22 protein-coding genes and 1 pseudogene are annotated in these 25,333 nt (G+C 62.6%); 12 read left to right on the forward strand and 11 right to left on the reverse strand.

Going from position 1 to position 25,333, the window contains the following annotated elements:
* Positions 1-53: 53 nt before the first annotated feature.
* Both ACRECX_RS02870 and ACRECX_RS02875 read left to right on the forward strand, forming a co-directional pair.
* The gene (locus ACRECX_RS02870) at positions 54-1,859 is read left to right on the forward strand and encodes an AsmA family protein (RefSeq protein ID WP_431557308.1); all 1,806 of its coding nucleotides are present in this window, start codon (positions 54-56) and stop codon (positions 1,857-1,859) included.
* An 83-nt stretch (positions 1,860-1,942) separates the two neighbouring features.
* On the forward strand, positions 1,943-3,124 hold the full coding sequence (locus ACRECX_RS02875; protein WP_431557309.1) for an extracellular solute-binding protein: 1,182 nt from the start codon (positions 1,943-1,945) through the stop codon (positions 3,122-3,124).
* Between the two features lie 304 nt (positions 3,125-3,428).
* Here ACRECX_RS02875 and bcsS read toward each other — a convergent pair whose 3' ends face one another.
* Complete coding sequence (bcsS, locus tag ACRECX_RS02880) at positions 3,429-4,130, reverse strand: cellulose biosynthesis protein BcsS (RefSeq protein ID WP_431557310.1); 702 nt, start codon at positions 4,128-4,130, stop codon at positions 3,429-3,431.
* Between the two features lie 607 nt (positions 4,131-4,737).
* On the opposite strand from bcsS, the gene ACRECX_RS02885 reads away from it, so the two are divergent.
* The 4 genes from ACRECX_RS02885 to ACRECX_RS02900 all read left to right on the forward strand — a co-directional run bounded on the left by ACRECX_RS02885 (position 4,738) and on the right by ACRECX_RS02900 (position 6,826).
* Entirely contained in the window at positions 4,738-4,959 is a 222-nt protein-coding gene (locus ACRECX_RS02885) for a DUF4258 domain-containing protein (protein ID WP_431557431.1), read from the forward strand.
* A gap of 14 nt (positions 4,960-4,973) precedes the next feature.
* Positions 4,974-5,450, forward strand: a complete 477-nt coding sequence (locus tag ACRECX_RS02890; RefSeq protein WP_431557311.1) for a helix-turn-helix domain-containing protein — start codon at positions 4,974-4,976, stop codon at positions 5,448-5,450.
* A gap of 131 nt (positions 5,451-5,581) precedes the next feature.
* A complete protein-coding gene (locus ACRECX_RS02895; protein ID WP_431557432.1) occupies positions 5,582-6,442 on the forward strand; it encodes an IS1 family transposase in 861 nt (286 codons plus the stop codon).
* A gap of 99 nt (positions 6,443-6,541) precedes the next feature.
* Positions 6,542-6,826 carry a hypothetical protein gene (locus tag ACRECX_RS02900; RefSeq protein WP_431557312.1) on the forward strand — a complete coding sequence of 95 codons (285 nt, stop codon included), beginning with the start codon at positions 6,542-6,544 and terminating at the stop codon, positions 6,824-6,826.
* Here ACRECX_RS02900 and ACRECX_RS02905 read toward each other — a convergent pair.
* Positions 6,823-6,972, reverse strand: a complete 150-nt coding sequence (locus ACRECX_RS02905) for a hypothetical protein (RefSeq protein ID WP_431557313.1) — start codon at positions 6,970-6,972, stop codon at positions 6,823-6,825. The genes ACRECX_RS02900 and ACRECX_RS02905 overlap by 4 nt on opposite strands.
* Before the next feature lie 323 nt (positions 6,973-7,295).
* Here ACRECX_RS02905 and ACRECX_RS02910 point away from each other — a divergent pair.
* The 3 genes and pseudogenes from ACRECX_RS02910 to ACRECX_RS02920 form a co-directional block, all read left to right on the forward strand.
* A pseudogene (locus tag ACRECX_RS02910) lies at positions 7,296-8,189 on the forward strand (ligase-associated DNA damage response exonuclease); the annotation flags it as partial.
* Between the two features lie 40 nt (positions 8,190-8,229).
* Positions 8,230-9,753 (forward strand): cisplatin damage response ATP-dependent DNA ligase, encoded by a 1,524-nt coding sequence (locus tag ACRECX_RS02915; RefSeq protein ID WP_431557433.1) that lies wholly within the window; start codon positions 8,230-8,232, stop codon positions 9,751-9,753.
* 2 nt (positions 9,754-9,755) lie between these two features.
* Positions 9,756-10,496, forward strand: a complete 741-nt coding sequence (locus ACRECX_RS02920; RefSeq protein WP_431557314.1) for a creatininase family protein — start codon at positions 9,756-9,758, stop codon at positions 10,494-10,496.
* Positions 10,497-10,516: 20 nt separating this feature from the next.
* Here the strand turns inward: ACRECX_RS02920 and ACRECX_RS02925 are convergent, their stop codons facing one another.
* The 6 genes from ACRECX_RS02925 to ACRECX_RS02950 form a co-directional block, all read right to left on the reverse strand.
* Positions 10,517-12,070: a class I adenylate-forming enzyme family protein gene (locus tag ACRECX_RS02925; RefSeq protein WP_431557315.1), complete on the reverse strand. Its 1,554-nt coding sequence runs from the start codon at positions 12,068-12,070 to the stop codon at positions 10,517-10,519.
* 25 nt (positions 12,071-12,095) lie between these two features.
* A complete protein-coding gene (locus ACRECX_RS02930; RefSeq protein ID WP_431557316.1) occupies positions 12,096-12,827 on the reverse strand; it encodes a class I SAM-dependent methyltransferase in 732 nt (243 codons plus the stop codon).
* Between the two features lie 94 nt (positions 12,828-12,921).
* A complete protein-coding gene (locus ACRECX_RS02935) occupies positions 12,922-13,659 on the reverse strand; it encodes a peptidase (protein ID WP_431557317.1) in 738 nt (245 codons plus the stop codon).
* 11 nt (positions 13,660-13,670) lie between these two features.
* The gene (locus tag ACRECX_RS02940) at positions 13,671-14,486 is read right to left on the reverse strand and encodes a transglutaminase family protein (protein WP_431557318.1); all 816 of its coding nucleotides are present in this window, start codon (positions 14,484-14,486) and stop codon (positions 13,671-13,673) included.
* A 4-nt stretch (positions 14,487-14,490) separates the two neighbouring features.
* The gene (locus ACRECX_RS02945) at positions 14,491-15,450 is read right to left on the reverse strand and encodes an alpha-E domain-containing protein (protein ID WP_431557319.1); all 960 of its coding nucleotides are present in this window, start codon (positions 15,448-15,450) and stop codon (positions 14,491-14,493) included.
* A 2-nt stretch (positions 15,451-15,452) separates the two neighbouring features.
* Positions 15,453-16,844 carry a circularly permuted type 2 ATP-grasp protein gene (locus ACRECX_RS02950; protein WP_431557434.1) on the reverse strand — a complete coding sequence of 464 codons (1,392 nt, stop codon included), beginning with the start codon at positions 16,842-16,844 and terminating at the stop codon, positions 15,453-15,455.
* A gap of 261 nt (positions 16,845-17,105) precedes the next feature.
* On the opposite strand from ACRECX_RS02950, the gene ACRECX_RS02955 reads away from it, so the two are divergent.
* On the forward strand, positions 17,106-17,750 hold the full coding sequence (locus ACRECX_RS02955) for a MarC family protein (protein WP_431557320.1): 645 nt from the start codon (positions 17,106-17,108) through the stop codon (positions 17,748-17,750).
* Positions 17,751-17,756: 6 nt separating this feature from the next.
* Here ACRECX_RS02955 and ACRECX_RS02960 read toward each other — a convergent pair whose 3' ends face one another.
* Together ACRECX_RS02960 and ACRECX_RS02965 are read right to left on the reverse strand one after the other, a co-directional pair.
* Positions 17,757-20,921, reverse strand: a complete 3,165-nt coding sequence (locus ACRECX_RS02960; RefSeq protein ID WP_431557321.1) for an efflux RND transporter permease subunit — start codon at positions 20,919-20,921, stop codon at positions 17,757-17,759.
* Positions 20,918-22,252: an efflux RND transporter periplasmic adaptor subunit gene (locus ACRECX_RS02965; RefSeq protein WP_431557322.1), complete on the reverse strand. Its 1,335-nt coding sequence runs from the start codon at positions 22,250-22,252 to the stop codon at positions 20,918-20,920. Before ACRECX_RS02965 ends, ACRECX_RS02960 begins: the two co-directional genes overlap by 4 nt.
* Before the next feature lie 272 nt (positions 22,253-22,524).
* Here ACRECX_RS02965 and ACRECX_RS02970 point away from each other — a divergent pair, with 272 nt between their 5' ends.
* Positions 22,525-23,859 carry a PQQ-dependent sugar dehydrogenase gene (locus tag ACRECX_RS02970; protein WP_431557323.1) on the forward strand — a complete coding sequence of 445 codons (1,335 nt, stop codon included), beginning with the start codon at positions 22,525-22,527 and terminating at the stop codon, positions 23,857-23,859.
* 57 nt (positions 23,860-23,916) lie between these two features.
* Complete coding sequence (locus tag ACRECX_RS02975) at positions 23,917-25,035, forward strand: SMP-30/gluconolactonase/LRE family protein (RefSeq protein WP_431557324.1); 1,119 nt, start codon at positions 23,917-23,919, stop codon at positions 25,033-25,035.
* Here the strand turns inward: ACRECX_RS02975 and ACRECX_RS02980 are convergent.
* Positions 24,923-25,327 carry a hypothetical protein gene (locus ACRECX_RS02980; protein WP_431557325.1) on the reverse strand — a complete coding sequence of 135 codons (405 nt, stop codon included), beginning with the start codon at positions 25,325-25,327 and terminating at the stop codon, positions 24,923-24,925. The two genes, ACRECX_RS02975 and ACRECX_RS02980, sit on opposite strands and share 113 nt — an antisense overlap.
* Positions 25,328-25,333: the final 6 nt, after the last annotated feature.

A 25,333-nucleotide genomic window follows, 5' to 3' on the forward strand; every position in this document is an offset into this window, starting at 1 on the left:
AGGTGCCGAAGCTCCTTCCAAGGGCTTCGCGCCGAACGGGTGGAAAGGTCGGTATGAAGCCTCGCCAATTTTCCTGGAAATGGCTTCTGCTCGGCCTGGTTGCGCTCCCTGTTGCGGCGCTAGCGGTGCTTCAGCCGCAAATCGGCACGACACCCGAACTTCGCGACCGGGTCGCGGCTGCGCTGTCCGCCTGGACAGGCGCCACCATCACCCTCACCGAGCCGTTAAGCATGCAGTATTTCCCGCCACTATCGCTACGCGGCGGCTTCGTGCTCACCAACGCCACCAAGTTTCCATTGGTGAAGTCGATCACGGCTCGTGAGGTCAAGATCACCCTGAGTCTTCCGGACTTGCTGATGGGCCGCATGAAGATCGACGCGCTGCGGCTCAGCCGGCCGAAGATCACGCTGAAGGACACTGTCGACACCGTTACTTTGCCGGAGCAAACACTGGAAGCTCTCATTACCAACGCGCTTGTTGGCGCGCCGGTCGGTTTTGTTCGCATTGGCAACGGCACGATTGGGACGGCTTCGGGTAAACGCTTGGCCAGCACGCTGAATGCGCGGCTGGACGCGAGCGAAGGGGACGGCACGCTATCAGTGCTCGGCTCCGTTGATTTGCGTGGCGAGTTAGTCCGCTTCGCCATTGACAGCGGCGCAATCTCGAAGATCGACGGGCATGCAGTCGCCCCGACTACTCTCAGGATCACATCCGATCCCGTTACTGCCAAGCTTTCCGGGACAGTGCGCCTCGGGGAGCGGCTGGAGCTCGATGGCAAAATGCAGGCGGAGATGCCTAGCGTTCGCGGCTTCCTGAATTGGACTGGGGTGACCGTACCGAAGGGCCAAAGTCTGCAGGGCCTATCGGCGGCGGGAACGATGCATTGGAGTGGGTCTACGCTCACCATCGAAAACGGGTCTTTCACCTTGGACGGGAATGCGGCCGATGGGCTTCTCGCCATCACCACCGGCGAGCGGCCGAGGGTCGAGGGAACACTCGCCTTCGAGCAACTCGTTCTCGATCCTTATGTCAGCCCAGACGACGAGCAGACCATGCCGGCCAACGGGGCACTCTTCGAATGGGCGCTGCTCAAATATTTCGACGCGGACCTGCGAATTTCGGCCGCTGAGGTCCGGGCCTCGACCATGAAACTCGGGCGAGGCGGGCTCACGATTACCGCTAAGGACGGATCGATATCGAGCGAGGTCGGCGAGCTCGAGTTATGCGGCGGTCAGGCCGCCGGCCGGGCCGGGTTCGATCTTTCGGGCGCCAGAATCAAAGCTACCTTGACGGGCGACCTCTCTCACGTGGCGGTCGAGACTTGCCTTCAGCCCCTTGGCCTGGGACTTCCGATCAAGGGCTTAAGTCACCTGAAGATCGACGTATCGACCGGGGGCCGCACATGGGAGGACCTCATCCGCGGGCTCGCCGGTGAGTTCAAGCTGAAGGCTCGGAATGGGGCCGTTCCGGTCGATTTTCCTCAGCTGACGACGGAAGGCGACGATGCTGGCTCGGCGGGCTGGAGCCAAGAGCGGGTCACTTCATTCGAATCGCTCGATGCCGACTGCCGCCTCTCTGCTGGCCATATTTGGTGTCAATCATTCAACATGCAGACACTCCAGGGACCTATTTCTGGGTCCGGCGGTGTGGATCTAGGAAGGCAAACACTTGATTGGGACTTCTTGATCGCCAATCCTGTAGCCCCGTTGGACGCATCGCAACTCGTCATGGAGATCCCACCGCGGCTGACGATACGCGGTTCATTGGCACAACCCCTGATCCAGAGAGCGAACCGCCCGACACTTGGCGACCGATCAAAGCAGATAAGCCCAGGGAGTGCCCGGGTTTCGCCGCGCTAAAGGCGCTGGAACGGACATTGAGATCAACCGTGTTTGGGCAAATCGATAACCCAACCTTAGAGACCCGCGCCGCGGTCGGCCGCATGAAGGTCGGGTTGCTGCTCGCCGCCGGCCTGGGGCTCGTTATCTCCGGCGCGAGTGCGCAGCAGTCCACAGGGGCGACCGGCGCAACACTCAACGTCGCGACGTGGGGCGGCGCCTACGGCCAGTCGCAAGAGATCGCCTTCTTCGAGCCCTTCGCGAAGGAAACCGGGACAAAGATCGCCATGGAGATCTATGACGGCAGCCTCGCCAAGCTCAAAGGCATGATCGACGGCACCAGCACGACGATGGACGTGGTCGATGTTTCGAGCAGCGCCCTCGGTACGTTGTGCAACGACGGCCTCCTTGAGAAAATCTCGATCACGACCCTTGGCGCACCGCCCGGCGGCCAAAGCATCGAGGACGACTTCTTGGCCGGAGGCCTCTCCACTTGTGGGGTGGCGAGCGTCGCCTGGTCGACAGCCATCGCGTTTGACCGCAAAGCGTTTAGCAAAGGCGAGCCGACCGAGATCAGCGCGCTTCTGGACACGACGCGTTTTCCAGGCAAGCGGGCGTTGCCGAAGGCGCCGCGCTACACTCTGGAACTGGTGCTGCTCGCGGACGGGGTACCACCCGAGAGCATCTATAGCGAGCTGGGGACGGAAGCGGGTGCCGACCGTGCCTTCGCCGCACTCGACAAGATCAGGGACAACATTCTGTTTTGGGACAACGCTGAAGAGCCGATCACTTGGCTGTTGGAAGAAAAGGCGGCGATGGCCGCCGGCTATAGCGGACGCATCTTCCGCGCCGCCGTGGGCGATCAGCGTCGCATCGGGGTCCTGTGGGACGGCCAGATCTACGACATCGACGCTTGGGCCATTCCCAAGGCGGCAAAAAACAAGGAAGAGGCCATACGCTTCATCAGCTTCGCTACCTCGCCGGCGCGGCTCGCGGAGCAAGCGCAGCTCATCGCCTACGGGCCGATGCGCAAATCGGCCGTCGAGCTGGTGGGCAAGCATCCAATTATCAACGTGGAGATGCAGGGTTTCCTGCCGACGGCTCCAGACAACTTCAAGAAGGCGCTCAAGTTCGACGATGCCTGGTGGAACGCTAATGGCGCGGCGCTCACCAAGCGTTTTGCCGATTGGCAGACCCAGGTCGAGGCAGCAGCAGCGGCTAAGGAGGCTGAGCGCAAGGCGAAAGAGGCTCAGTCAGCTGAACCTGTGAGTAAGGCCGCCCCCTAGGATTGTTCCACGATGGTGTCTCCGCACGGCGCGAATTCGTTGCGCGCAGAGTCTTGCGACCAATCGGCGACTCCCAACTCTATTGGAAGAAATTGCGGATAAGCGACAACTCCCGTTTGCCTTAGCTGTCGTCTTCGTGTCATGCTTACACTTGGAGCGAGTCCTCTGGGGCAAGACCTGAGGATGTCCTCTTGCGCAGAATGCACGACCAGAGAGCGCGGCGTCGCCTGAGAGGATCTCAGATCACGCCCACGACGTTAAGCACTGCCGGGGCGGGGCCGGCAGTGCACTTTCGTTTTCAGCTCTAGAAGGTCTGATAGAGACCAATCGCCACGTAGCCGCTGGGCTCGTCTTCCAGATAGTTGCCGGTGAACCCGCCGGAGAGCGTGGCTTCGAAATTGCGGACATTGACACGGACGAAACCGCCGCCACGGCCGGCATCGTACTCCTCATTGCCCAGCACGCCGCCCTCGAGCCCAAGGGAGAGTTTCGGTCGGACGCGAAAGCCGAGCCTCGCGAGTCCGAAATATTCCTGGAAGGCGGTGCCGTACGAGGTGTCGGCGGACGCGAACCAATTCGGCGAAATGTCGTACCACGTCTCGGCCAATAGCCTCGCGCCGAGCGCGCTGCCTTGCACGGAGTTGTTCGGATCGCGTGGCACGATGTGTTGGTCCTCGCCCTCGATGCCGGCGAACAGCTTGACGATGACGGCGCCTGGGTGGAACTGATAACCGATCAACGCTGCTCCATAGCCGACCTGGCCGTCGAAGCGCGTCGGTACGAAGACCCCGCCAGTAAACAGCGTGCCGTCGTAATGATAGCGGCCATAGGCGCCCACGACCCGGAGCCGGAAACCCGGGTCGTACAGTCCCTTGCCGAAGGCGTAACCGGCGCCCACATAGCCGCTTGCGTAGTTGTCACTGGCCTCGAAGCCAGTGAACAATTCCGTATGCGGGACGTCTGATTCGGCGGACGCTTCCGGAGCGGCAGCGCAGACAGCAAGCACGGCAGCACAGCCCGCTCCGCAAAGACGGAGCCGCGATCGAACGCGTTGCTTGTTGCCCCCCTGCACGGAAGAATACTCGACCGCCACCCGGTTTGCCGGACTACAGCTTAGGCGCGAAGGCCGTAGCAAGGTAGTGGGCCACTCAATTGTGGCAGCCCAAAAGTGGTCCTAGAAACGGCACGTTCCAAGCCCCATACTGAAAGCATGGACCCGAAGCACCCCAAGCGCCCTAGCGATCTGAACCAATGGGCGAAGCGTATGGTCGATATAGCTTCCGGCGGCGCCGAGGATCGTGAGCCAACGTCAGAGGAAAGTGGTAAGGACCCCGCCGCCGTAGCTCTCGGGCGTAAGGGCGGCCTGAAGGGCGGCAAAGGTCGAGCAGCCAAACTAACTCCCGAGGAACGCGCGGCAATTGCGCGCAAAGCCGCGGCGGCTCGTTGGCAACGGGAACCAAATTAACTACCTATCAATTTGACAGGTACATGGTCATATCATTATGATATGATTCATGACGGCGAACGTGGTGGCACTGCCAGTACGACTGGCCACACCAACGGCCGACCAGTTGGTCGCCCGCATTCGTGCAATGGCAAAACAGTCAGGTCGAATGCGGTTTGACCATCCGCATTTTCAGCAGCGCTTAGGCGCAAGAAGGCTGACGATGCGTCATGTTTTGGAAACAGTGAGGAAAGGATGTCCAGTAGGAAACCCCGCCATAGACCAATGGGGAGATTGGAGGATCAAGCTACGAAGGAAAGTCGCCGGGAGGCGAGTACAGGTGGTCGTTGCCGTGAAGGCCGATCACTTCGTGGCCGTCACGGTGACATGAGAGGAGTGACAACGATGAAGAACGGAATCTACCATTATACCGAGTGCGGACTCGATACCGTCTTCCTCGTAAACGGCTATAGTTACAATAAGACCTCGGGAGGAAAGACAGTCACGATCCACGATGTTGATGGCCTTCACCGCGTCATCGGTCTAGCGCTTGTGTCTCAGCGAGAGCGGCTATCCGGAAAGGAGCTTCGATACCTCCGTACCGAACTACTGCTCTCACAAGCCATGCTGGCCAAAATCTTGGGCGTGAGAGAGCTAACGATAGGACGCTGGGAAAAAGGTCAGACCGAGATTCCTGTTTCGGCTGAAGCTATCGTTCGCATGTTGTTCGCCGAGAGCGTTGGCGAAAAGAAGGGTCGCGTAAAGGACCTTTTGGAGCGTATAGCCGACCTGGAGGACGAAATTGACCGCTGTAAATCTGCCCGCCACACCAGGCTAACCCTAGATGAATCAAAGGGCCGCTGGACTTCGCAAGCGGCCTAAACGTCCGGGAAAAGAGACTAAGAGGCGACCGCCACCCCACGGTCGCCTCTATCATTTTCGCCTATCAATATTACATATCATTTTGATAGGAGCTATTGACATTCCCTGAGCGGTCAAGCATAGTGGTCAGCATGAAAAGGCTGGACCGTTCGCTACGCTCGCAAATCCTCCACCTACTCTGCGAGGGCAATTCTATCCGCGCCACGGGCCGCATAACCGGCGCGAGCAAGACGACCGTCACCAAGCTCTTGGTCGATGCCGGTCAGGCCGCCGCTTGGTATCAGGATCGGGTGTTCCGCAGCCTCGAATGTCAGCGGGTTCAAATTGACGAGATTTGGGGCTTCGTCGGCGCGAAGCAAAAGAACGTGCCAAAGGAAAAGAAGGGTGAGGCTGGCGACATTTGGGTTTGGGTTGCCACCGATGCCGACACTAAGCTAGTTCCCCAATGGCGCGTCGGCCCGCGCGATCTAAAGAGCTGCGCTTGGTTCATCGCCGGCCTTGCCGAGCGCGTCGAAGGTCATTTCCAACTGACCTCGGATGCCTTCCACATTTATGGCGGGGCCGTTGAAGGGTTCCTTGGCAAGCGCGTTGACTACGCGCAAGTCATCAAGGTCTTTGGCACGGATAGCGGCAACCAAGGCCGCTACAGTCCGCCGACTTGCATTGGCTGCCGGACTAAGAAGGTGATCGGCAACCCGGATGAGAAGCACATTTCGACAAGCTACGCCGAGCGGAACAACCTCAATATCAGGATGCACCAACGCCGCATGACGCGGCTGACCAATGCCTTCTCAAAAAAGGTCGAGAACCACGCTCACGCGATGGCGCTGCACTTCCTCTATTACAATTTTGTCCGCGTACATCAGACGCTCAAAATGACGCCCGCGATGGCTGCTGGCGTTACGAGGCGGCTTTGGGAGATGGGCGACGTTGTAGACATGCTGGAGGCGTGGGAGGCGGCCGTAGTTCGCCAATCCCTGGGCATAAAGTGAGCACGTTCCGACCTAACAAAATGATAGACAGTGACCTATCAGGATGATAGGTAGAAAGCAGGGCGCGATTCCGCGCGTCGTCACAAAGGAGAAGTTAGAATGGCTTTCCCTGCTCAAACTCCACAGCCCTTCACGCGGGCTGGCATCGAATGGCTAAATCCAGGTCAACGCGGTGTGTATGGCATCTTCCGCCAAGGCCTTTGGATCTATGTCGGCAAAGGTGATCTTCGGAACAACTTGCTCACCCACTTCAACGGCGACAACCCTGACATCTTGAAGCATCAACCCACACACTATGTCACCGAAGTAACCGCAAACGAAGATGCGCGGGAAAAGCAGCTTCAACTGGAATTGAAGCCAGTCGCCAATAAGCGCGTCGGTTAAGCGACGCTTGAACCCGTGCCGGTGAAGCGGCCGGTGAAGCGGTCGAAATAGAAATCTCGCCCATTGACCGTCAAGCATACCGAGAGTGTGCCGACGGAAATGGCGATGTGTTGGCCTGTAGTCTGGTCGTGAATTTCGGTTGGCACGATTGCCCCCGGAATACCTAGATAGCTGACAAATCGGCCGAGCCGTTCGCGGAGACGACCACCTGCTACGTCCAGGGGCGTCGCCGGGCCGCGCGCCGGATGGCCTGTCCGCTCTGCCGGAAACCTAATAATGGCGTTCTCTGGGGCCATGTGTTTCACAACGAACTGATCCGCTTAAGGTTTCGTCAAAAGGCTACTTACTGGCTGCCACAATTGAGTGGCCCACTACCCGTAGCAACGCCCGCAACTATGTTGCGAGCAACCGGCTATAACTCAATCTTAAGTTGGTAGAATCGTGACTTTCTCGACACAGACCTGAAGAAATGCAAGCAGATCGCTTTCACACTTGGCTCAAGGCCGACGCCAAAGGCCTCTATTGCCGCCCCGGCGGCTTCTATATCGACCCGTCCAGGCCGGTCCGGCGCGCCGTCATTACCCATGGCCATTCCGATCATGCCCGGCCAGGGCACGACCATGTACTTGCGACTAAAGAGACGCTCGCCATCATGCGCACGCGGCTCGGCGACCTGGCGCCGCGCCGAGTCCACGAAGCCGCCTACGGTGAGAAGGTCACAATTGGCGAGGTCGCGGTCACCCTCTTCCCGGCCGGCCATGTGCTCGGCAGCGCCCAAATCCTGATCGAGTACAAGGGCGCCCGGGCTGTCGTATCCGGCGACTACAAGCGGAGCGCCGACCCGACATGCGCCGCGTTCGAGCTTGTCCCTTGCGATCTCTTTGTCACCGAGGCGACTTTCGCACTGCCGGTGTTCCAACATGGCGAGGCGAGCGCCGAGGTGGCGAAGCTGCTGAAATCGACCGCACAGTTTCCCGAGCGCGCGCATGTGGTGGGCGTATATGGGCTCGGCAAATGCCAAAGGGTGATCGCCCTCCTGCGCGAGGCAGGGTACGAGCGCCCGATCTATCTGCATGGGGCGCTGCAAGCCTGCTGTGACCTCTACGAGTCGTTCGGCGTGCCGCTCGGGGCATTGCGGCCGGCAACGGGTGCCAAGCGCGACGACCTCAAGGGCGCGATCGTGCTCGCGCCGCCGAGCGCCATCGCCGATCGTTGGTCGCGGCGGATGCCGGATCCCGTGACCTCGTTCGCCTCGGGCTGGATGCGCGTACGTGCGCGAGCCCGCCAGCAAGGCGTCGAGCTGCCGTTGGTGATCTCCGACCATGCCGATTGGCGCGAGCTAACCGAAGGCCTTTGCCGAACTCCTCGACCGGCTCGCCTATACGCCGTCGCGCAACGACAAGCTGCGCTTGATGGCGGATTACTTCGCCGCGACACCCGATCCCGACCGTGGCTATGCGCTCGCGGCGCTCACGGACGGGTTGTTCTTCAGACTGCCGCTCCGCCGCATCCTGACGGAGATGCTGGGCACCCGTGTTGATCCCGTACTGTTCAATCTCTCGCGCGACTATGTGGGCGACACGGCCGAGACCATCGCCTTGCTGTGGCCCACGACGCACGAAGGCAAAGCGTCGCCTCGCCTTTCAGACATCGTCGAGGCGGTGCAGGGCGCGGCGCCAGCCGAGGTGCCGAACCTGCTTGCGGGCTGGCTCGACCGGCTCGACGCAACGGGCCGCTGGGCGCTGCTCAAGCTGCTGACCGGTGCGCTCCGCGTCGGCGTATCGGCGCGACTCGCCAAGACCGCGCTCGCCGAGTGGTCCGGCACGCCGCTTGCCGACATCGAGGAGGTTTGGCACGGGCTCACCCCACCCTATGTCGCGCTGTTCGTATGGCTGGAAGGGTCGGGCGCGCGGCCCGAGACTGGGGTCACGCCGGTGTTCAGGCCGCTGATGCTGTCCCACGCCATCGATGACCGGGAACTTGCCGGCATCGACCCGGCCGAGTTTGCCGCCGAATGGAAGTGGGACGGCATCCGCGTGCAGGCAAGCCACCAAGGTGGCGAGAAGCGGCTCTTCTCGCGGACCGGCGATGACATCTCCGGAGCGTTCCCCGATGTGGTCGCGGCACTGCCCGAGGGCGTCGTGCTCGATGGCGAGCTTCTCGTCGTGCGCGGCGGCGAGGTCGCTCCGTTCAACGACCTTCAGCAACGGCTCAATCGCAAGACCGTGAATGCGGCGATGCTGAAGTCGCATCCCGCCCATATCCGGCTCTACGACCTGCTGTTCGAGGGGGACGAGGACCTCCGCCCCCTCCCCTTCGCGGAGCGGCGCGCGCGACTCGAGGCGTGGCACATGACCCACGCGCCGAACCGCACCGACGTCTCGGACGTCATCGAGTTCGCTTCGATTGCCGAGCTCGAGGCGCTGTGGGCCGGCGCGCGCGCGACCGGCATCGAGGGCTTGATGCTGAAGCGCCGCGACAGCCCCTACATCGCCGGGCGTCCGAAGGGCCATTGGTACAAATGGAAGCGGGCGCCACTCGTCATCGACGCGGTGCTCATGTACGCTCAACGCGGCAGCGGCAAGCGCTCGTCCTACTACTCGGACTACACGTTCGGCGCCTGGCGCGACGGAGAGAATGGCGAGCCGGAGCTCGTGCCCGTGGGCAAGTCCTATTTCGGGTTCACCGACGACGAGCTCCGGCAGCTCGACGCGTTCGTGCGCAACCACACGGTGGACAGCTTTGGCCCCGTGCGCCAAGTCGAGCCGAGACTCGTGTTCGAGGTGGCATTCGATTCGGTACACCGCTCAACGCGCCACAAGTCCGGGGTGGCCATGCGCTTTCCCCGCATCCATCGCATCCGCTGGGATAAACCCGCTGCGGAAGCCGACCGACTGGAGACGTTGACCGCCATGATCGTGGACTAGGCATGAAGAATAATCCCTCCGAGAATGAAGTCGCGCGCCTCGCCTGGGACACAGTCGCGGCGCGGCTAGCGGCCGGCGGCGCCGCAATCCTGCCGATCGGCGCCGGCGCCAAAGAGCATGGCTTGCACATGCCCATGGGCGCCGACCAGGTGATCGCAGGCTACTTCGCGCACCAACTCGCCCAACGAATCGACGCGCTGATCTGGCCGACCCTGACCTATGGCCACTACACGGCATTCGTCGCGTATGCGGGGAGCGTGAGCCTCCGCCCGGCGACGTTCCAGGCTGCGGTCACCGAGATCGCCGACGCGCTTATCAGCTTCCGGGCCCGCCGCGTGCTTATTCTCGATACCGGCCGATCAACCATCGAGCCAGTTTCCGCCGCCATTGCCGCTTCGCGCAGGCCTTCATCGATCCGTCATTTGAAGGTGTTCGCCGGGTCGCGATATCTCGCGACGGTGCGCGCGATCGCCAAGCAGCCGTATGGCAGTCACGCCGATGAGATCGAGACGTCGCTGATGCTGGTGATTGCTCCTGAACTCGTCGACATGACGCGGGCAAAGCCGTCACCTTTCTCGCCCGCAGGCCCAGCGCCCGGACCACTGTCACAGGACGATCCGTCCTCGCCGAACTACTCGCCGGGCGGCAGCTTCGGCGATCCGACTCTAGCGTCGGTCGAAAAGGGGCGCAAAGTGCTCGCGGCCATCCTCGACGATTTGCTCGAGGCGGTCGATACTTTCTGAACGGAGGAAAGGGTCTCTCCTCAGACGTGGTGGGCGTGATCGCCGGCGGCAAGCTTCTTGAGGGCGGCGCGGTCGACCTTGCCGGTGGGATTGAGCGGCATCTCGTCGAGGAACACGATCTCCTCTGGCGCCTTGTAGCCGACCCGCGCTTTGGCGAACTGGATCAACTCGCCGGCCTTCGGCTGCGCCGCTCCAGATTTCAACTCGACATAGGCCCGCACACTCTCGCCATGGGCCTCATCGATCACGCCGACAACCCCCGCGAGTTCCACGGCGGGATGCTCAAGCAACGCATCCTCCACCTCCTGAGGCGAGATGTTGGAGCCGTCATGCACGATGATCTGCTTCTGGCGGCCGCAAAACCACAGATAGCCGTCCTTATCGACCTTCATCACGTCGCCTGTGTCGAACCAGCCTTCGCGTACAACCTCGGCGCTTGCCTCCGCATCGCTCCAGTAGCCGGCACATTGACTCGGGGTCCTCACCCAGAGGCGACCCTCCTTCTCCTTGGGCAGTTCATGACCTTTGTCGTTACGAATGGAGAAGATAAAGCCTGGGCTCGGCAAGCCGATCGAGCCGAGTTTGTCGACGCCGATCGGCGGGTTGAGCGCGGCGAGGCCGAACTCGGTCATGCCGTAACCTTCGCTTACGGTATGTCCGGTGAGCGCTCTGTACTCCTTCTCCAGCTCGGCGGACACCTTATCGCCGCCGGAGCGGGCGAGCCGCAGCGAGCTGAAGTCTGCCGATGTCATGTCATGCTCGCGAATGAGATGGAGCAGCGCCGTCGGTAGCATGGATAGCAGGGTCGGCCGCGTGGTGCGCAACAGGGGCCCGATCTCGTCATGGTCGAAGGATCTTGCGACGACGACCCGTGCGCCGGCCAAAAGCGCCGACATGGAGAAGCCAAATCCACCGATGTGCGAGCAAGACGAGCCAGGGAGCAGGATGTCGTTGGGAGTCAGCTCGAAGCCCTGGGCGGCGCTCGCGAAGATGCAAGCGAGTGACTCGCGCGTATGGGTCACGCCCTTGGCCGGGCCGGTCGAGCCTGAGGTGAAGAAAATTGCCGCCGGCGCCTTGGCCTCTATCGGGGGAAGCGAAGCGTCTTTCGGCTCCGCGGCCATCAGGTCCTCGAAACTTGGCTTCTGGCTGCCGTCGCCGCCATACCACATGACACCGAGCGGCAAGCTTGCAGCCTTGCTCCCGGCGATGTCGGCGGCGCGCTCGTTATGTGCGAGGATGATGCGCGCCTCGCTGACATCGAGCGCATGATTGATCTCGGGCGGCATGTAGCGGTAGTTGAGCGGCGTGACGACGAGGCCGGCCTTGAAGCAACCGATATAGTGGACGAACAGCGCCGTCCGGTTCGGCATGAGCGAGGCGACCCGGTCGCCGGGCTTCAGCCCGAGCGCGAGATAGTTGGCAGCAATCCGGCTCGTCGCGCGTTCGAGCTCCGCCCACGACCACACCCCTTCCATCGACACGAGCGCCGCGTCATTGGGCCGGCCCTTGAGCCCGGCGTTTAGCAGATCCGAGAGCGGCGCGGGCTCTTCCAGCAAGGGTCCAGCGTGGGGCATGGGTGATTTCCTCTTCGAGTGGATCCTACCAATCGTAGCGGTAGAGACCGTAAAATCCGGTGGGATCGAGAAAGACCTGGCGTGCGTCAGAGAAGCCCGCCTCGTGGCCGAGCGCGCACCAAGTGGCCGCGCTCTCCGGCAGATCGCTCGTGGTGACGTGTTGGTCGATCTGCTCCCACTCTTCCGGCGTGTAGTAGGTCCAGAGAGGCTTGTTCACCCGCCGAAACCTGTCGAGATAGCCCGCACGGTTTTCGCCGTCGGCCAAGGTCGGCTCATAGATCATGAGGAAATCGCTGGTCGAGCCATGGATTGCCGACAGCAGCTTGCGTTTTCCGTCCGTGGTGAGGTGGTGGATGGAAAGGCCGCACCACGCCACGTCGGCGGGCTCCGGGCGCTCCGTCAGCGCCTCGACGAAATCACGATGATCGAGGTCAACCTCGAAGGGCACGCCTTCCAGGTTTTTCGCGGCCAACTCGAGCGCGGGCTGCGACAGATCGATGCCGTGGTAGTGGCGAACCTTGGTCGTTTGGAGCGCGCGCTTCATCTGCCCTGCGTCGCCACAGGCGATATCAACGAAGGCGAACGGCTTGGCGAGCGGGAGGAGCGCTTCATGCAGAAGATCGCCTACCCGCTTGTGCGAGAGCGAGTCGTGGTCGACCATTTTCTGGTAGGTCGCCCATTGCTTCTGAAATTGCTCGAGCGCGCCTTCGTCGTCGACCGGCCCACGCCGAACCAGGTGATGAATATGTATGCTCATGCGTGCGCGAAACCCCCTCCGGTTCATGACCCGTGGAGCGTCTTACCTCAAGCCGGTTGTATAAAAGGTTAGCGGATCGCCACTTGGCCGACGGTTAGAACGTCCAGCCGGGGTCGTGGATGATGTCGTGGAACGCCTTGTGGATGGCGCCTCCCCATCCCTCGCGGATTGCCTGCAAATAGGGATCGTCGTCCTCGAGCCTGATGTGAAAGCCCGGCTTCAGCGAATTCCGGCGATAGATCATGAGGTCGATCGGGGGCCCCACAGAGACGTTGGAGCGCATCGTGGAGTCGAACGAGATCAGCGCGCATTTGGCGGCGTCGCTCAGACTCGTGTCGGATTGAATGATGCGGTCGAGGATAGGTTTGCCATATTTGACCTCGCCGATCTGGAAATACGTCGTGTCTCCCATGGCCTCAATGAAATTGCCGGCGTCGTAGATCATGAACAGGCGTAACTGACCACCCTTGAGCTGGCCGGCGAGAATGAATGACGCCGAGAAATCCACGTCATGCTGCTGGAGGTAGCCGGCGTCGCTCTTGTGGATCTCACGAACCGCGGCGCCGACGACCCGGGCCGCCCCGAACATCGAGCCCACGGCGAAGAGATCGCGTTCTGGGTCCTCGTTGTTGAGCCATTCGGTGAGCAGGCTGACGACGCCCTGGGTCAGCGAGAGATTACCAGCGGTCAGCAGCGCGAAAAATCGTTCGCCGGGTTTCTCAAAGGTGAACATCTTACGAAAGGTCGACACGCGGTCGATGCCGGCATTGGTGCGCGAATCCGACGCAAGAACCACCCCCTCATCGAGCAGAACGCCGATGCAGTACGTCACGCTTTTCACCCTCACTGGGCCTGCTGGCTTGGGAAGCTAACTCGGACAGTCATGGTCTCGACGCCGCCGCCGGCACGAACCCCCCGCACCGGGCCGGCCTCACCATAGTCGAGGCCAACGGCGGTGCGAATATACGATTCGTCGGGGCAGGCGCGATTGGTGGGATCGAAGCCCACCCAGCCGAGAGAGTCAACGAGGGCTTCGGCCCAGGCGTGGCTCGCCGCGTGCGCGTCATGGCCAAGACCGTGCGTCAGGTAGCCGCTGACATAGCGCGCGGGAATGCCGAGCGCGCGGCACACGGCGCAGAAGATATGCGCTTGATCCTGACAGACGCCGCTCCCCTGCTCGAGCGCCTCGGCGCCCGTGGTATGCACATGGGTGTCGCCCGGGCGGTAGTCGACCGCGTCAGCGATCGCCAGCATGATTTCGTGGAGCGAGGTAATGAGGTCCTCTTTGGGTCCAGTCTCGAAGCGCTCGGCAAAGGCACGGATCGATTCGGTCACCACCGTGTAAGGTGTCTCGCGCAGATAGAGCCCGGAGGGCAGCTCGGAGGACGCTGTTCCCACCACGCCGTTCGTGTCCCTGGTACGAACCAGCCCGCAAACCTTGATGTCGAGATGCTCGACCGGATTCGGCACGGTCAGCGTGTGGCAGACATTGCCATACTGGTCGTGCCAGGGGGTCATCACCGCGCCCGGGCAGCTGAGCGCCCAACTTTCGACCGCCTGAGTGCGCCCCGACAAGGGCGTCATGCGCAGATACTGGGTCGTCGCCAGCAAAGGCTCGGAATACTCGTAGGACGTGGCGTGCTCGACCCTGATCAGCATCACGCTACGCCGCTCCCGCCATGGCCAACGGCCGCATCAAGAAGTCCTCTTGGAGCTGGACGCCGAGCGCATTGTTGCGAGCGATGAAATCGGTCAGAAATTCGTGCAGCCCCTCCTTGAAGACGCTGTCGATCCGGCCGTAGCGGAGCTGCGCATAGGTCTGGCCGGCGATCCGCCGGCATTCGAGCTGCTTCTTGCCGGCGAGCTCGTCCAGGGTGTGGATCACCACCTCGTAACAATGATGCAGCGAGCGTGGCATGTCCTCGCGCAAGATCAGCAACTCGGCGATGCGCCACGGATACACCGTGTCGTGATAGACCCGGCGATAAGCGCGGAAGGCGCCGACGGAGCGCAGCAGCGCGCCCCATTGATAGTAGTCGACGACGCCGCCGACCTGCTCCGTATCGGGTAGCAGGACATGATACTTGACGTCGAGGATGCGCGCGGTGTTGTCGGCGCGCTCGATGAAAGTGCCGAGCCTGATGAAGCGGAAGCCGTCGTCGTGCAGCATGGTGCCGAACACGACGCCGCGGAAGAGGTGCGAGCGCTCCTTCACCCAATCGAAGAAGTCGCGATAGCCCCAACGCATGAGGCCCTCGTAGTCGAGATTCTGCACCTGAAGCCACGTGCTGTTAAGCCTCTCCCACGCCTCGCTCGAAATGGCCGAGCGCTGGGCGCGGGCATTCTCCCGCGCGTTCTTGATGAGCGAGCAAATGGAACCCGCGTTCTCAGGGTCGAGCGCCACGTAGCGGATAATGTTCTCATGGCTGAGCATGCCGTAGAGCTCGTCGAAGCGGCCGTCGCCGGGCGCAATGGAGAGGATCGGCTCGAACTGCGCCTGCTTGTCGCGCGAGGACGGCAGTAGGGACATGCGGAAGCTGACGTCGAGCATACGCGCCGTGTTCTCCGCGCGCTCCATGTTCCGCGCCATCCAGAATAGGTTTTCCGCGGTTCGACTCAGCATGATCAGTGCTCCAGCACCCAGGTGTCTTTCGTGCCTCCGCCCTGGCTCGAGTTGACCACGAGCGAACCCTCGCGGAGGGCGACACGCGTCAAGCCTCCCGGGATCACGCTCGTTTCCTTGCCGGACAGCACGAAGGGGCGCAAATCGACGTGCCGCGGCACGATCTTGCCGTTGCGCAAGGTGGGCGCCGTGGACAACGAGAGCGTCGGTTGGGCGATATAGTTGTCCGGATTTTGCAGGACGCGGGCCTTGTATGCCTCCCGCTCCTCGGCGGTCGACGCGGGCCCGATCAGCATGCCGTAGCCGCCAGAGCCTTGCACTTCCTTGACCACGAGGTTCTGGAGATTGTTGAGCACGTGCTGGCGCTGCTTGGGGTCGCGCAGCATGTAGGTGTGCACATTGTTCAGGATCGCGTGCTCGCCGAGATAGAACTCAATCATGCGCGGTACGTAGACATACATCGCCTTGTCGTCGGCGACGCCGGTGCCGAGCGCATTGGCAAGCGCCACGCGGCCCGAGCGAACCAGCGACAACAGGCCGGGGACTGCAAGCACGGAGTCCGGCCGGAAGGCGAGCGGATCCATGAACTCGTCGTCGATGCGGCGATAAATGACGTCAACTCTGACCGGACCTTCGGTGGTACGCATCCACACATGGCCGTCGCGCACGAACAGATCGCCGCCCTCGACGAGCTCGATGCCCATCTGCTCGGCGAGGAACACGTGCTCGAAATAGGCGCTGTTGTAGCGGCCGGGGGTGAGAAGCACGACCACGGGATCGTCGGCGCCGCTCGGCGCCACCGCGCGCAGGTTCTCAAGCAGGCGCTCCGGGTAGTTGCCGACCGGCGAGATGCTCTGACCGTCGAAGGCATCGGGAAACAGCCGCATCATGATCTCGCGGTTCTCCAGCACGTAAGACACGCCCGACGGCGTGCGCACATTGTCCTCGAGCACGAAGAAGTCGCGCTCGCCGGTGCGGATGAGGTCGATGCCGGCAATATGCGCATAGACATCGTTGGGGAGGTTGACCCCGTGCATCTCCGGCCGGTAGGCGGGATTGAGCAGCACAAGCTCGGGCGGGATGAGCCCGGCCTTCAAGATCTCCTGGTCGTGGTAGATGTCGTAGAGGAAGACGTTGATGGCCCTGACGCGCTGGAGGCAGCCGCGCTCGACGAGATCCCACTCGGAGCGGTCGAGAATGCGCGGGATGAGATCGAAGGGGATCAGCCGCTCGGTGGAGCCGCCCTCGGCATAGACGGCAAACGTAATGCCAAGGCGCCGGAACAGCTCGTCCGCCGCGTTCTGCTTGGTGACGAGGGCCTCGATGGAGAGATTGTCGAGGAGGTCGGCAAGCGCGGTGTAGGCGGGGCGAACCTCGCCGTCGGGGCCTCGCATCTCATTGAAAAATTTGGCGTAAAGGTCGGAGGCGGCGTCTTCCTCCACCTCAGCGGCCACTGTGTTAGTTTGCGGCAAACAAGCCCGTCCTGGTCTTAGCGCTTATCTCCGCCCTCTTCGCCCGCGTTTCCCGCCCCAATGGTATGTTTTCAGGCATCATAGTCCGATGCTGCTGCCTTGGGCAACTCTCGCTCGTAATGGCCGGTTTCCAGACTTTCCGTCGAAGTGCTAGAAGCGGAACCCCAGCCCCGGTCAACTCCCATGCTCGAAACGGCCCTTACCGCTTTCACCACCTTCTTCGCGGTCGTCGGGCCGGTCGATTCCGCTGTGCTCGTCGCCTCGCTGACGCCCAGCATCACACGGGCGGAGCGGCGGGCGATCGCCTTCAAGGCGGTGTTTATCGCGACCACCATTATCCTGCTGTTCGCGCTGGTGGGCGAGCCGGTCCTCCGGCAGCTCGGCGTTTCGCTCGCCGCACTACAGACGGCCGGCGGCATCATCCTGTTCATGATCGCGCTCGACATGACGCTGTCGAGGCGCCCCGGTCCCCAGGCGACGCTGACCCTGAGGGAAAGCGCGGAAGCCGAGAGCAAGGCCGAGGCGCATGCGGAGATCGCGGTGTTTCCCCTCGCCACGCCGCTCCTCGCCGGGCCTGGCGCCATGACCGGCGCCATCGTGCTCGCCGCCGGCACCAAAGGCGATGCCACGCTGCTTGCCGCCGTCGTCGCCGGCATCCTCGCCGTCATGCTGGTGACCCTCGCGCTGCTGCTCGTGGCGCAGGAGGTCCACCAAGTGATCGGCGTGACGGCGCGAAAAGTAATCGTGCGGGTGTTTGGCGTGCTGCTCGCGGCGCTTGCGGTGCAGTTGATCTTCGACGGGATCGCCGACACGCGCATTTTCGGCTGACGCAGGCTACTCGGCGGGCGTCGGCCGCGGGCTTGGGTGTTCCTTGGGAGCGCGGGCGAATCTACGCACCACCACGTAGAAGATCGGCGTGAAGATCAAGCCGAACAGGGTGACGCCGATCATGCCGAAGAACACGGCGGTGCCGAGCGACTGGCGCATCTCGGCGCCGGCGCCCGTGGCGATCACCAGCGGCAGCACGCCGAGGATGAAGGCGAAGGACGTCATCAGGATGGGCCGCAGGCGTACCCGGGCGGCTTCCATCGCCGCCTGGAAGCGGTCCTCGCCATGCTCCTCGTTCTGCCGCGCGAACTCCACGATCAGAATGGCGTTCTTGGCGGCAAGGCCTATCAGCACGACGAAGCCGATCTGGCTCAGAATGTTCACGTCCATGCCGCGCAGGAGGAGACCGCTCACGGCCGCGAGCAGACACATGGGCACGATGAGAATGACGGCGAGCGGCAGCGCCCAACTTTCATATTGGGCGGCAAGCAGGAGGAAGACAAAGACCACGGACGCCAAGAACACGAATATCGCGGTACTGCCGGCCTGCTTCTCCTGAAAGGCGAGCTCGGTCCACTGATAGGCATAGCCCTCGGGAAGAGCCTGTTGGGCGAGTTTCTCCATGACCTCGAGGCCGTAGCCCGAGGAGTATCCCGGCTTGGTGCCGCCCTGCACCGCGGCGGACGGGAACAGGTTGAAGTGCTCCACGCGGTAAGGTCCGGTGATGTCGTAGAAGGAGGCGACCGAGCCGAGCGGAACCATCTCGCCGTTGGCGTTGCGGGTCTTGAGTTCGGAGATGGCATGCAGGTCTTGACGGAATTGGCCGTCGGCCTGGGCCGTCACCCGGTAAGTCCGGCCCAAAAAGTTGAAATCGTTCACGTATTGTGAGCCGAGATAGACTTCGAGGGTTTGGAAGATGTCGTCGGCGTTGACGCCGAGCATCTCTGCTCGCACCCGGTCGATATCGGCGTAAATCTTCGGCGTCCGCGTGTTGAAGGTGGTGAACACGCCGGCGAGACCCGGCTCCTGGTTGGCGGCACCGACCAACGTTTGCGCCACAGCCTCGAGCTGCGAGAGCTCTGCTCCCCTGGTGTCCTGCACCTGCATCTTGAAGCCGCCCGTGGTGCCGATGCCCCGAACCGGTGGTGGCGACACGCTGATCACGAAGCCTTCCTGGAGCGAAGCGAACTTCTGATTGAGGGTGGTCATAAGAGCCTGCGCGCTCTGACCCTTCTCAGCGCGTTCCTTGAAGGGATCGAGGGGGGTGAACACCACGGCCGCGTTGGGCGCAGTGGTGAAGGTCGCGCCGTCGAGCCCGACAATGGGAACGGCGTGAGCGATGCCTGGCGTATCGAGAACGATCGCAGTGACCTTGCGCGCCACCTCATCGGTCCGCGCCAACGACGCGCCCGGCGGCAGCTGAATGATGTTGATGAGATAGCCGAGATCTTGGTTCGGAATGAAGCCGGTCGGCGCGGCCCTGAACTGGACGAAGGTCAGTCCGATGAGGCCCGCATAGACGAGCAGCATGATGCCGGAAATGCGCACCAGCCGGCCGGTCAGAGCGCCATAGCGCGAGGCGACCCACTCGAACCCCCGGTTGAAGCCGTGAAAGAACCGGCCGATCAGGCGCGAAATCACGCTTTTGCGCTCGTGGTAGGGTTCGTGCGGCTTGAACAGAAGTGCACAGAGCGCAGGACTCAAGGTGAGCGAGACGACAAGGGAGATCGCCGTCGCCGTGGCGATGGTCACGGCGAACTGCCGGAAAAACTGACCGAGAATGCCGCTCAGGAACACCGACGGAATGAACACCGCCGTCAGCACGAGCGCGATGGCGATGAGCGCCCCGCCCACCTCCTCCATGGTGCGGTAGGCGGCCTCGCGCGGCGACAGGCCCTCGCGGATATTGCGCTCGACATTCTCGACCACGACGATGGCGTCGTCGACGACGATGCCGATGGCGAGCACCAATCCGAACAGTGACAGGTTGTTGAGCGAATAGCCGAGCGCGGCCAGCATGGCGAAGGTGCCAACCAACGACACGGGGATCGCCACGATCGGTACGATCGACGCACGCCAAGTCTGCAGGAAAAGGACGATCACGATCACGACGAGGATCACGGCCTCGAAGATCGTTTCGATCACGGCATCGACGGATTCAGAGATAAAGACCGTGGGATTATAGACGATGTCGTAGCGGAGACCGGCGGGGAAGGATTTCGACATCTCCTCCATGGCCGCGATGACCTGGTCGGCCGTCTGGAGCGCGTTGGACCCGGGACGCTGGAAAATACCCAATGGGATCGCCACGCGCTCGTCGAGATAGCCGTTACGGTTGTAGTCGGCGGCGCCAAGCTCGACCCGGGCGACATCGTTCACGCGAACCACGCGACCGTCACCCTCCGCCTTGACGATGATGTTGCCGAAGGCCTCCGGCGTGGTCAGGCGGCCTTGCGTCTCAACGTTAAGCTGGAACGCTCCCGGCTGCGGCACTGGCGGCTGATTGATGACGCCCGCGGCGACTTGAACGTTCTGGCCGCGCAGGGCGCTGAGCACATCGCCCGCCGTCAGATCCCGAACCGCCAGCTTCTCGGGGTTGAGCCAGACACGCATTGAGTAGTCGCGCGCGCCAAAAATGGTCACATTGCCTACGCCATCGATACGGGAAAGCACGTCCCTCACATGCAGCGTGGCGTAGTTGGAGATATAGAGCAGATCGCGGGAGTCGTCGGGCGAGCTCAGATGAATCACCATCATGAGGTCCGGCGACTGTTTATTGACCGTGACGCCAATGGCACGAACTTCCTCGGGCACACGGGGCAATGCGGTCGACACGCGGTTCTGCACCAGCACCTGCGCCGTATCGAGGTCGGTGCCGAGCTTGAACGTTACGGCGAGCGACATGGAACCGTCGCTCGTCGACTGGGACGTCATGTAGATCATGTCGTCGACACCGTTGACTTCCTGCTCGATCGGCGTGGCGACGGTCTTGGCGACGATTTCGGCGGAGGCTCCCGGATAGCTCGCCGTGACCTGGATCGACGGCGGTGCGATGTCGGGATATTGCGCGACAGGCAGGCTGAAATAGGCTACAGCCCCAATCAGGGTGATGAGTATGGAGACGACCGCCGCGAAGATCGGCCGGTCGATGAAGAAATGCGAGAGGTTCATTGGACGCTGGCGCCGACCGGCAGTCCCTTCGCCTGGATCGTGCCCTGTTCGGGCGTAACCTTCTGCCCAGGACGTGCGCGAAGGATCCCGTTGATGATTACCTCGTCGTCGGCGGTTATGCCGCTCCTGATTATGCGCAAGCCGTCGTCGGTGACCGAGCCGAGCTCGACCGGTTTCGGCACCACGGTGCCGTCCGCCGACACGGCGAAGAGCAGCTTCATCGACTGATCGGTGACCACGGCCGCGTCGGGCACGAGTATGGTCGGCTTCTCCTGCGACATGGGCACGCGGACCCGGCCGAACTGACCGGGCGTGATAAACAGGTTCGGGTTGGGGAAGGCGGCGCGGACCCGGATGGTCCCCGACGAGCGGTCATACTGGTTGTCGACGAAATCGATGGTGCCCTTGAGCGGCCAGTCCTTCTCGTCCATCAACTGCCCCTCGACCTCGATGTCGGCGTCACGGGCAGATCTGATCTCCCCCTTCTGCACCAGGCGCTTGTAGGTCATGCCGTCGCCCTCGCTCACGTTGAACATGAGCCAGATCGGATCGAGCGAGACGATGGTGGTCAGTAAGGTGGTGGACCCTCCGGTACCCCCCATGACCAGATTGCCGATGCTGACCTCGTGGCGTCCGACACGGCCCGATACCGGCGCGAGGACCCGCGTATAGTCGAGATTGAGCTCAGCCTGATTGACCGACGCGATGGCGTTGTCGCGCGATGCGGTGGCGCTTTTGACCTCGGCCGCGCGCTCGTCGTAGGTCTGTTGCGAGGCAAAGTCGTTCTTACGGAGCTGCGCCGTGCGTTCCAGCTGGACCTCGGCGAGCTGGAGCTGCGCCTCGGCCTGCGTGAGCTGTGCTTTGGCCGAATCCAGCGCAATCTCGTAAGGCCGCGGCTCGATGATGAAGAGCAGGTCGCCCTTCTTGACGAGCTGGCCGTCGGTGAAATTCACCGATTCGAGGTAGCCGCTCACGCGGGCGCGGATCTCGACCGATTCCTGGGCCTCGAACTGGCCGGTGAAATCGCGCCACTCCTTGAGGTTCTCGACCAAAGGCTTCGCCACAGTGACCGCGGGCGGGGGCGGCGCGGCAGCCTGAGCCGGCTCGCTTTGTGGCGGCGCCATGTAGCGATAGGCGAGCGCAGCGGCGGCAATTACGGCGAGAACAATGAGGAGGATGCGGCCGCCGCGTCGAGCCGGCGCCGTCTGCCCCGGCGACGGTTTGGCAGCCGGGGCCTCGGTCCTGGCCTTCTGCTCCCCGGCGGAAGCTGAGGCGCCGGGGGCTTCCTCCGCCTCGTCGCGCTTCGCGGTTCGAGTCTTTTGCTGCATCATTGTCGCATCTCAGCGTCGTACGCCCGCTTCCGGGGTGCCGCGCCGCTCTTGGTAGGAACGCTACTCCAAACGGATCGCCGAACCCAGGGGCTATGTGTCGTGTCAGAAATAATCCAGGAAAACGGCCATTGCAGCGCCGTTTTCCAGTACATCACGGCAATTTGTCCTTGCTGCTGAGGGCGCGGGCTTTGTTCCTATACCCTTGGTCAAATTCTGGGCAGTGTGTTCGGTGACGCAGCCGGAATCGACACATCCGGCGTGGAAGGAGTGTCGTGTACGAAAGGTTTGCACTCTCACTGTTGCCGTCCCTGCTGGTGCTTGGTCTGGCCGCCTGCGGAGACGAGGCGACCTTGCCGGTCGCGGCCGGAACGGGCCCGAATCCTGAGTTGCCGCCGCCAGTCCAAACCTTCTTTCCCACGGTCGTTATCGCTCCGGCCGAAGGCTGGCCTACGGACGAGAGCCCCAAGCCCGCGCCCGGCTTCGCGGTGAATGCCTTCGCCAAGGGCCTCGAACATCCGCGCTGGCTCTACGTCCTGCCGAATGGCGACGTGCTCGTGGCCGAGACTTCGGCGCCGCCACAGCCCGAGGCGATGCGCGGCCTCGTGGGCTGGGCCATGCAAATCGTCCTGCGCTGGGCCGGCGCCAGCGTGCCGAGCGCCAATCGCGTCACCTTGTTGCGCGACGCCGACGGGGACGGCGTGGCCGAGACGAGATCGGCCTTTCTCACACGCCTCAATTCGCCCGTCGGCATGGCGGTGATCGGCGACGACTTCTACGTGGCGAACACGGACGGGGTGGTGCGCTTTCCCTACACGGAAGGCGCGACGGAAATCGCCGCAAAAGGCGAGACGGTCGCCCACCTTCCGGCGGGGCCAATCAACCTCCATTGGGTGAAAAACATCGCGGCGAGCCCCGACGGGGCGCGGCTCTATGCGGCCGTCGGCTCAAACAGCAATGTGGGCGAGAACGGCATGGCGGCCGAGCAAGGCCGCGCCGCAATCCATGAGATCGACCTAGAGTCTGGCGCATCGCGCATCTTCGCATCCGGGTTGCGCAATCCCGTCGGCCTCGCCTTCGAACCTGAGAGCGGCGCGCTGTGGACCACGGTCAACGAACGCGACGAGCTCGGCAGCGACCTCGTGCCCGACTATATGACCACGGTGCAAGACGGCGGGTTCTACGGCTGGCCTTACAGCTATTTCGGACGTCACCTCGATCCTCGAGCGCAGCCGCAGCGGCCGGACCTCGTGGCCAAGGCGATCGTGCCGGACTATGCGCTGGGGCCTCATACTGCCTCGCTCGGCCTCGCCTTCTATGACGGCGAACTGTTTCCCGAGCGCTATCGCGGCGGCGCCTTTGTCGGGCAGCACGGCTCGTGGAACCGGAGACCGGTGAGCGGCTACAAAGTGATCTTCGTGCCGTTCGAGGACGGCCGGCCTTCCGGTCCGCCGGAGGACATTCTCACCGGCTTCCTGAGCGATGGAGGCGACGCATATGGGCGTCCCGTGGGCGTCGCCGTCGACAAGTCCGGCGCACTCCTCGTCGCCGACGATGTCGGCAACACCGTGTGGCGCGTCGTGCCCGACCGAGCCAGGCCGACGCGATGATGATCGGTGTGTGGTCCGGTTACATTTGTGAAACGGTTGCTGCCTAGGTTGTACCCCATGACCAGTTCCGTCCGGCACGATAGCGACGGCGCGACCTTCGCTGTCTATCGCGAAGACTTCCGCGATGTCGTCGGCAGCGATTTTCGGCGTCCTGTCCTGATCGAGACCAACGCCCACGAGGGGCCGGTTTATGTGGCAGCCGAGCACGCCCTCTATTTCACCACTGTGCCTGAGCCCGGGCCGAAGAACGTCGCCATCATGCGACTGCAACTCGCCGGTGACGACTTCCCCTTCACCGCGCAGAAACTCGAGAACGTGCGGCAACCATCGAACATGGCGAACGGCATGACGCTCGACCGCGAGGGCCGACTCGTGATCTGCGAACAGGGCACGAAGGAGACGCCAGCACGCATTAGCCGCATGGACCTCAAGACACGGGTGATCGAGACGGTAGTCGATCAATGGCGCGGCTTGCACTTCAACTCACCGAACGACGTGGTGGTGAAGAGCGACGGCACGGTGTGGTTCACCGATCCCAACTATGGCGAGATTCAGGGCTTCAAGGGCACGCCGGAGGTTGGCACCTTCGTCTATCGACACGACCCGTCGACGGGCGAGACGACGGTCGTGGCCGACTCGTTCAACAAGCCGAACGGGCTTGCATTCTCCCGCGATGAGTCCGTGCTCTACATCACCGACACCGGCGCCAATCAGGCGCCTGGCACGTATTTCGTCAACCTGCCACATCATGTTCGGGCCTTCGACGTCCACGAAGGGCGGCATCTCAGGGAGGACCGTTTGTTCGCCGTGGTCAGTCCCGGCGTCCCCGACGGCATCAAGGTCGACGTGCTTGACCGGGTCTATACCTCGTCGGCAACTGGCGTGCAGGTGTTGACTCCGGACGGCGATCTGATCGGCGAGATCATGGCGCCGGGCGTCGCCAACTTCACCTTCGGCGGTCCCCACAACGACGTGCTGTTCATTCTGGGCGACACGCGGATCTGGCAGGCCAAGCTTCAGGCGGCGGGCGTGATTGACGGCCTAAGGGCGTCCAGGCAAACGGCTAAGTCCGCGGCTTTGTTGCTTCGGCTACCCCGTCCGCAGCGCCACTACGCGCGAGCAGTTCGTGCACACCGGTGGCGATCTCCCGCAGGGCCTCGCGATGCGAACCGTTGACCTCCTTCAAGAGATTGAACTCGCTCCGTATGGTCTTGTGGTCCTCGAGCGCTCGCTTTTCCGAATCGCGGTTCAGGATTGCCGTGCCGACGGTAATGACCGGCAGGAAGACGAGCTGCAAGAAATTCGACCAGTAGAGAATCTGAGTCTCGTACTCGGGCCACAGGATCGGCGTCAGGCCGAAGATCACAAAGGCGTAGAACGCCCAGATCGAGCCAACCAACACGGTGATCTTGGTGGCAAGGACGTCGTTGATCCTCGATACGAGGCTCTCTTGCGGTACTTCCTTCATCGCCAT

This window comes from Methyloceanibacter sp. (assembly GCF_050726195.1).
Lineage (GTDB): Bacteria > Pseudomonadota > Alphaproteobacteria > Rhizobiales > Methyloligellaceae > Methyloceanibacter.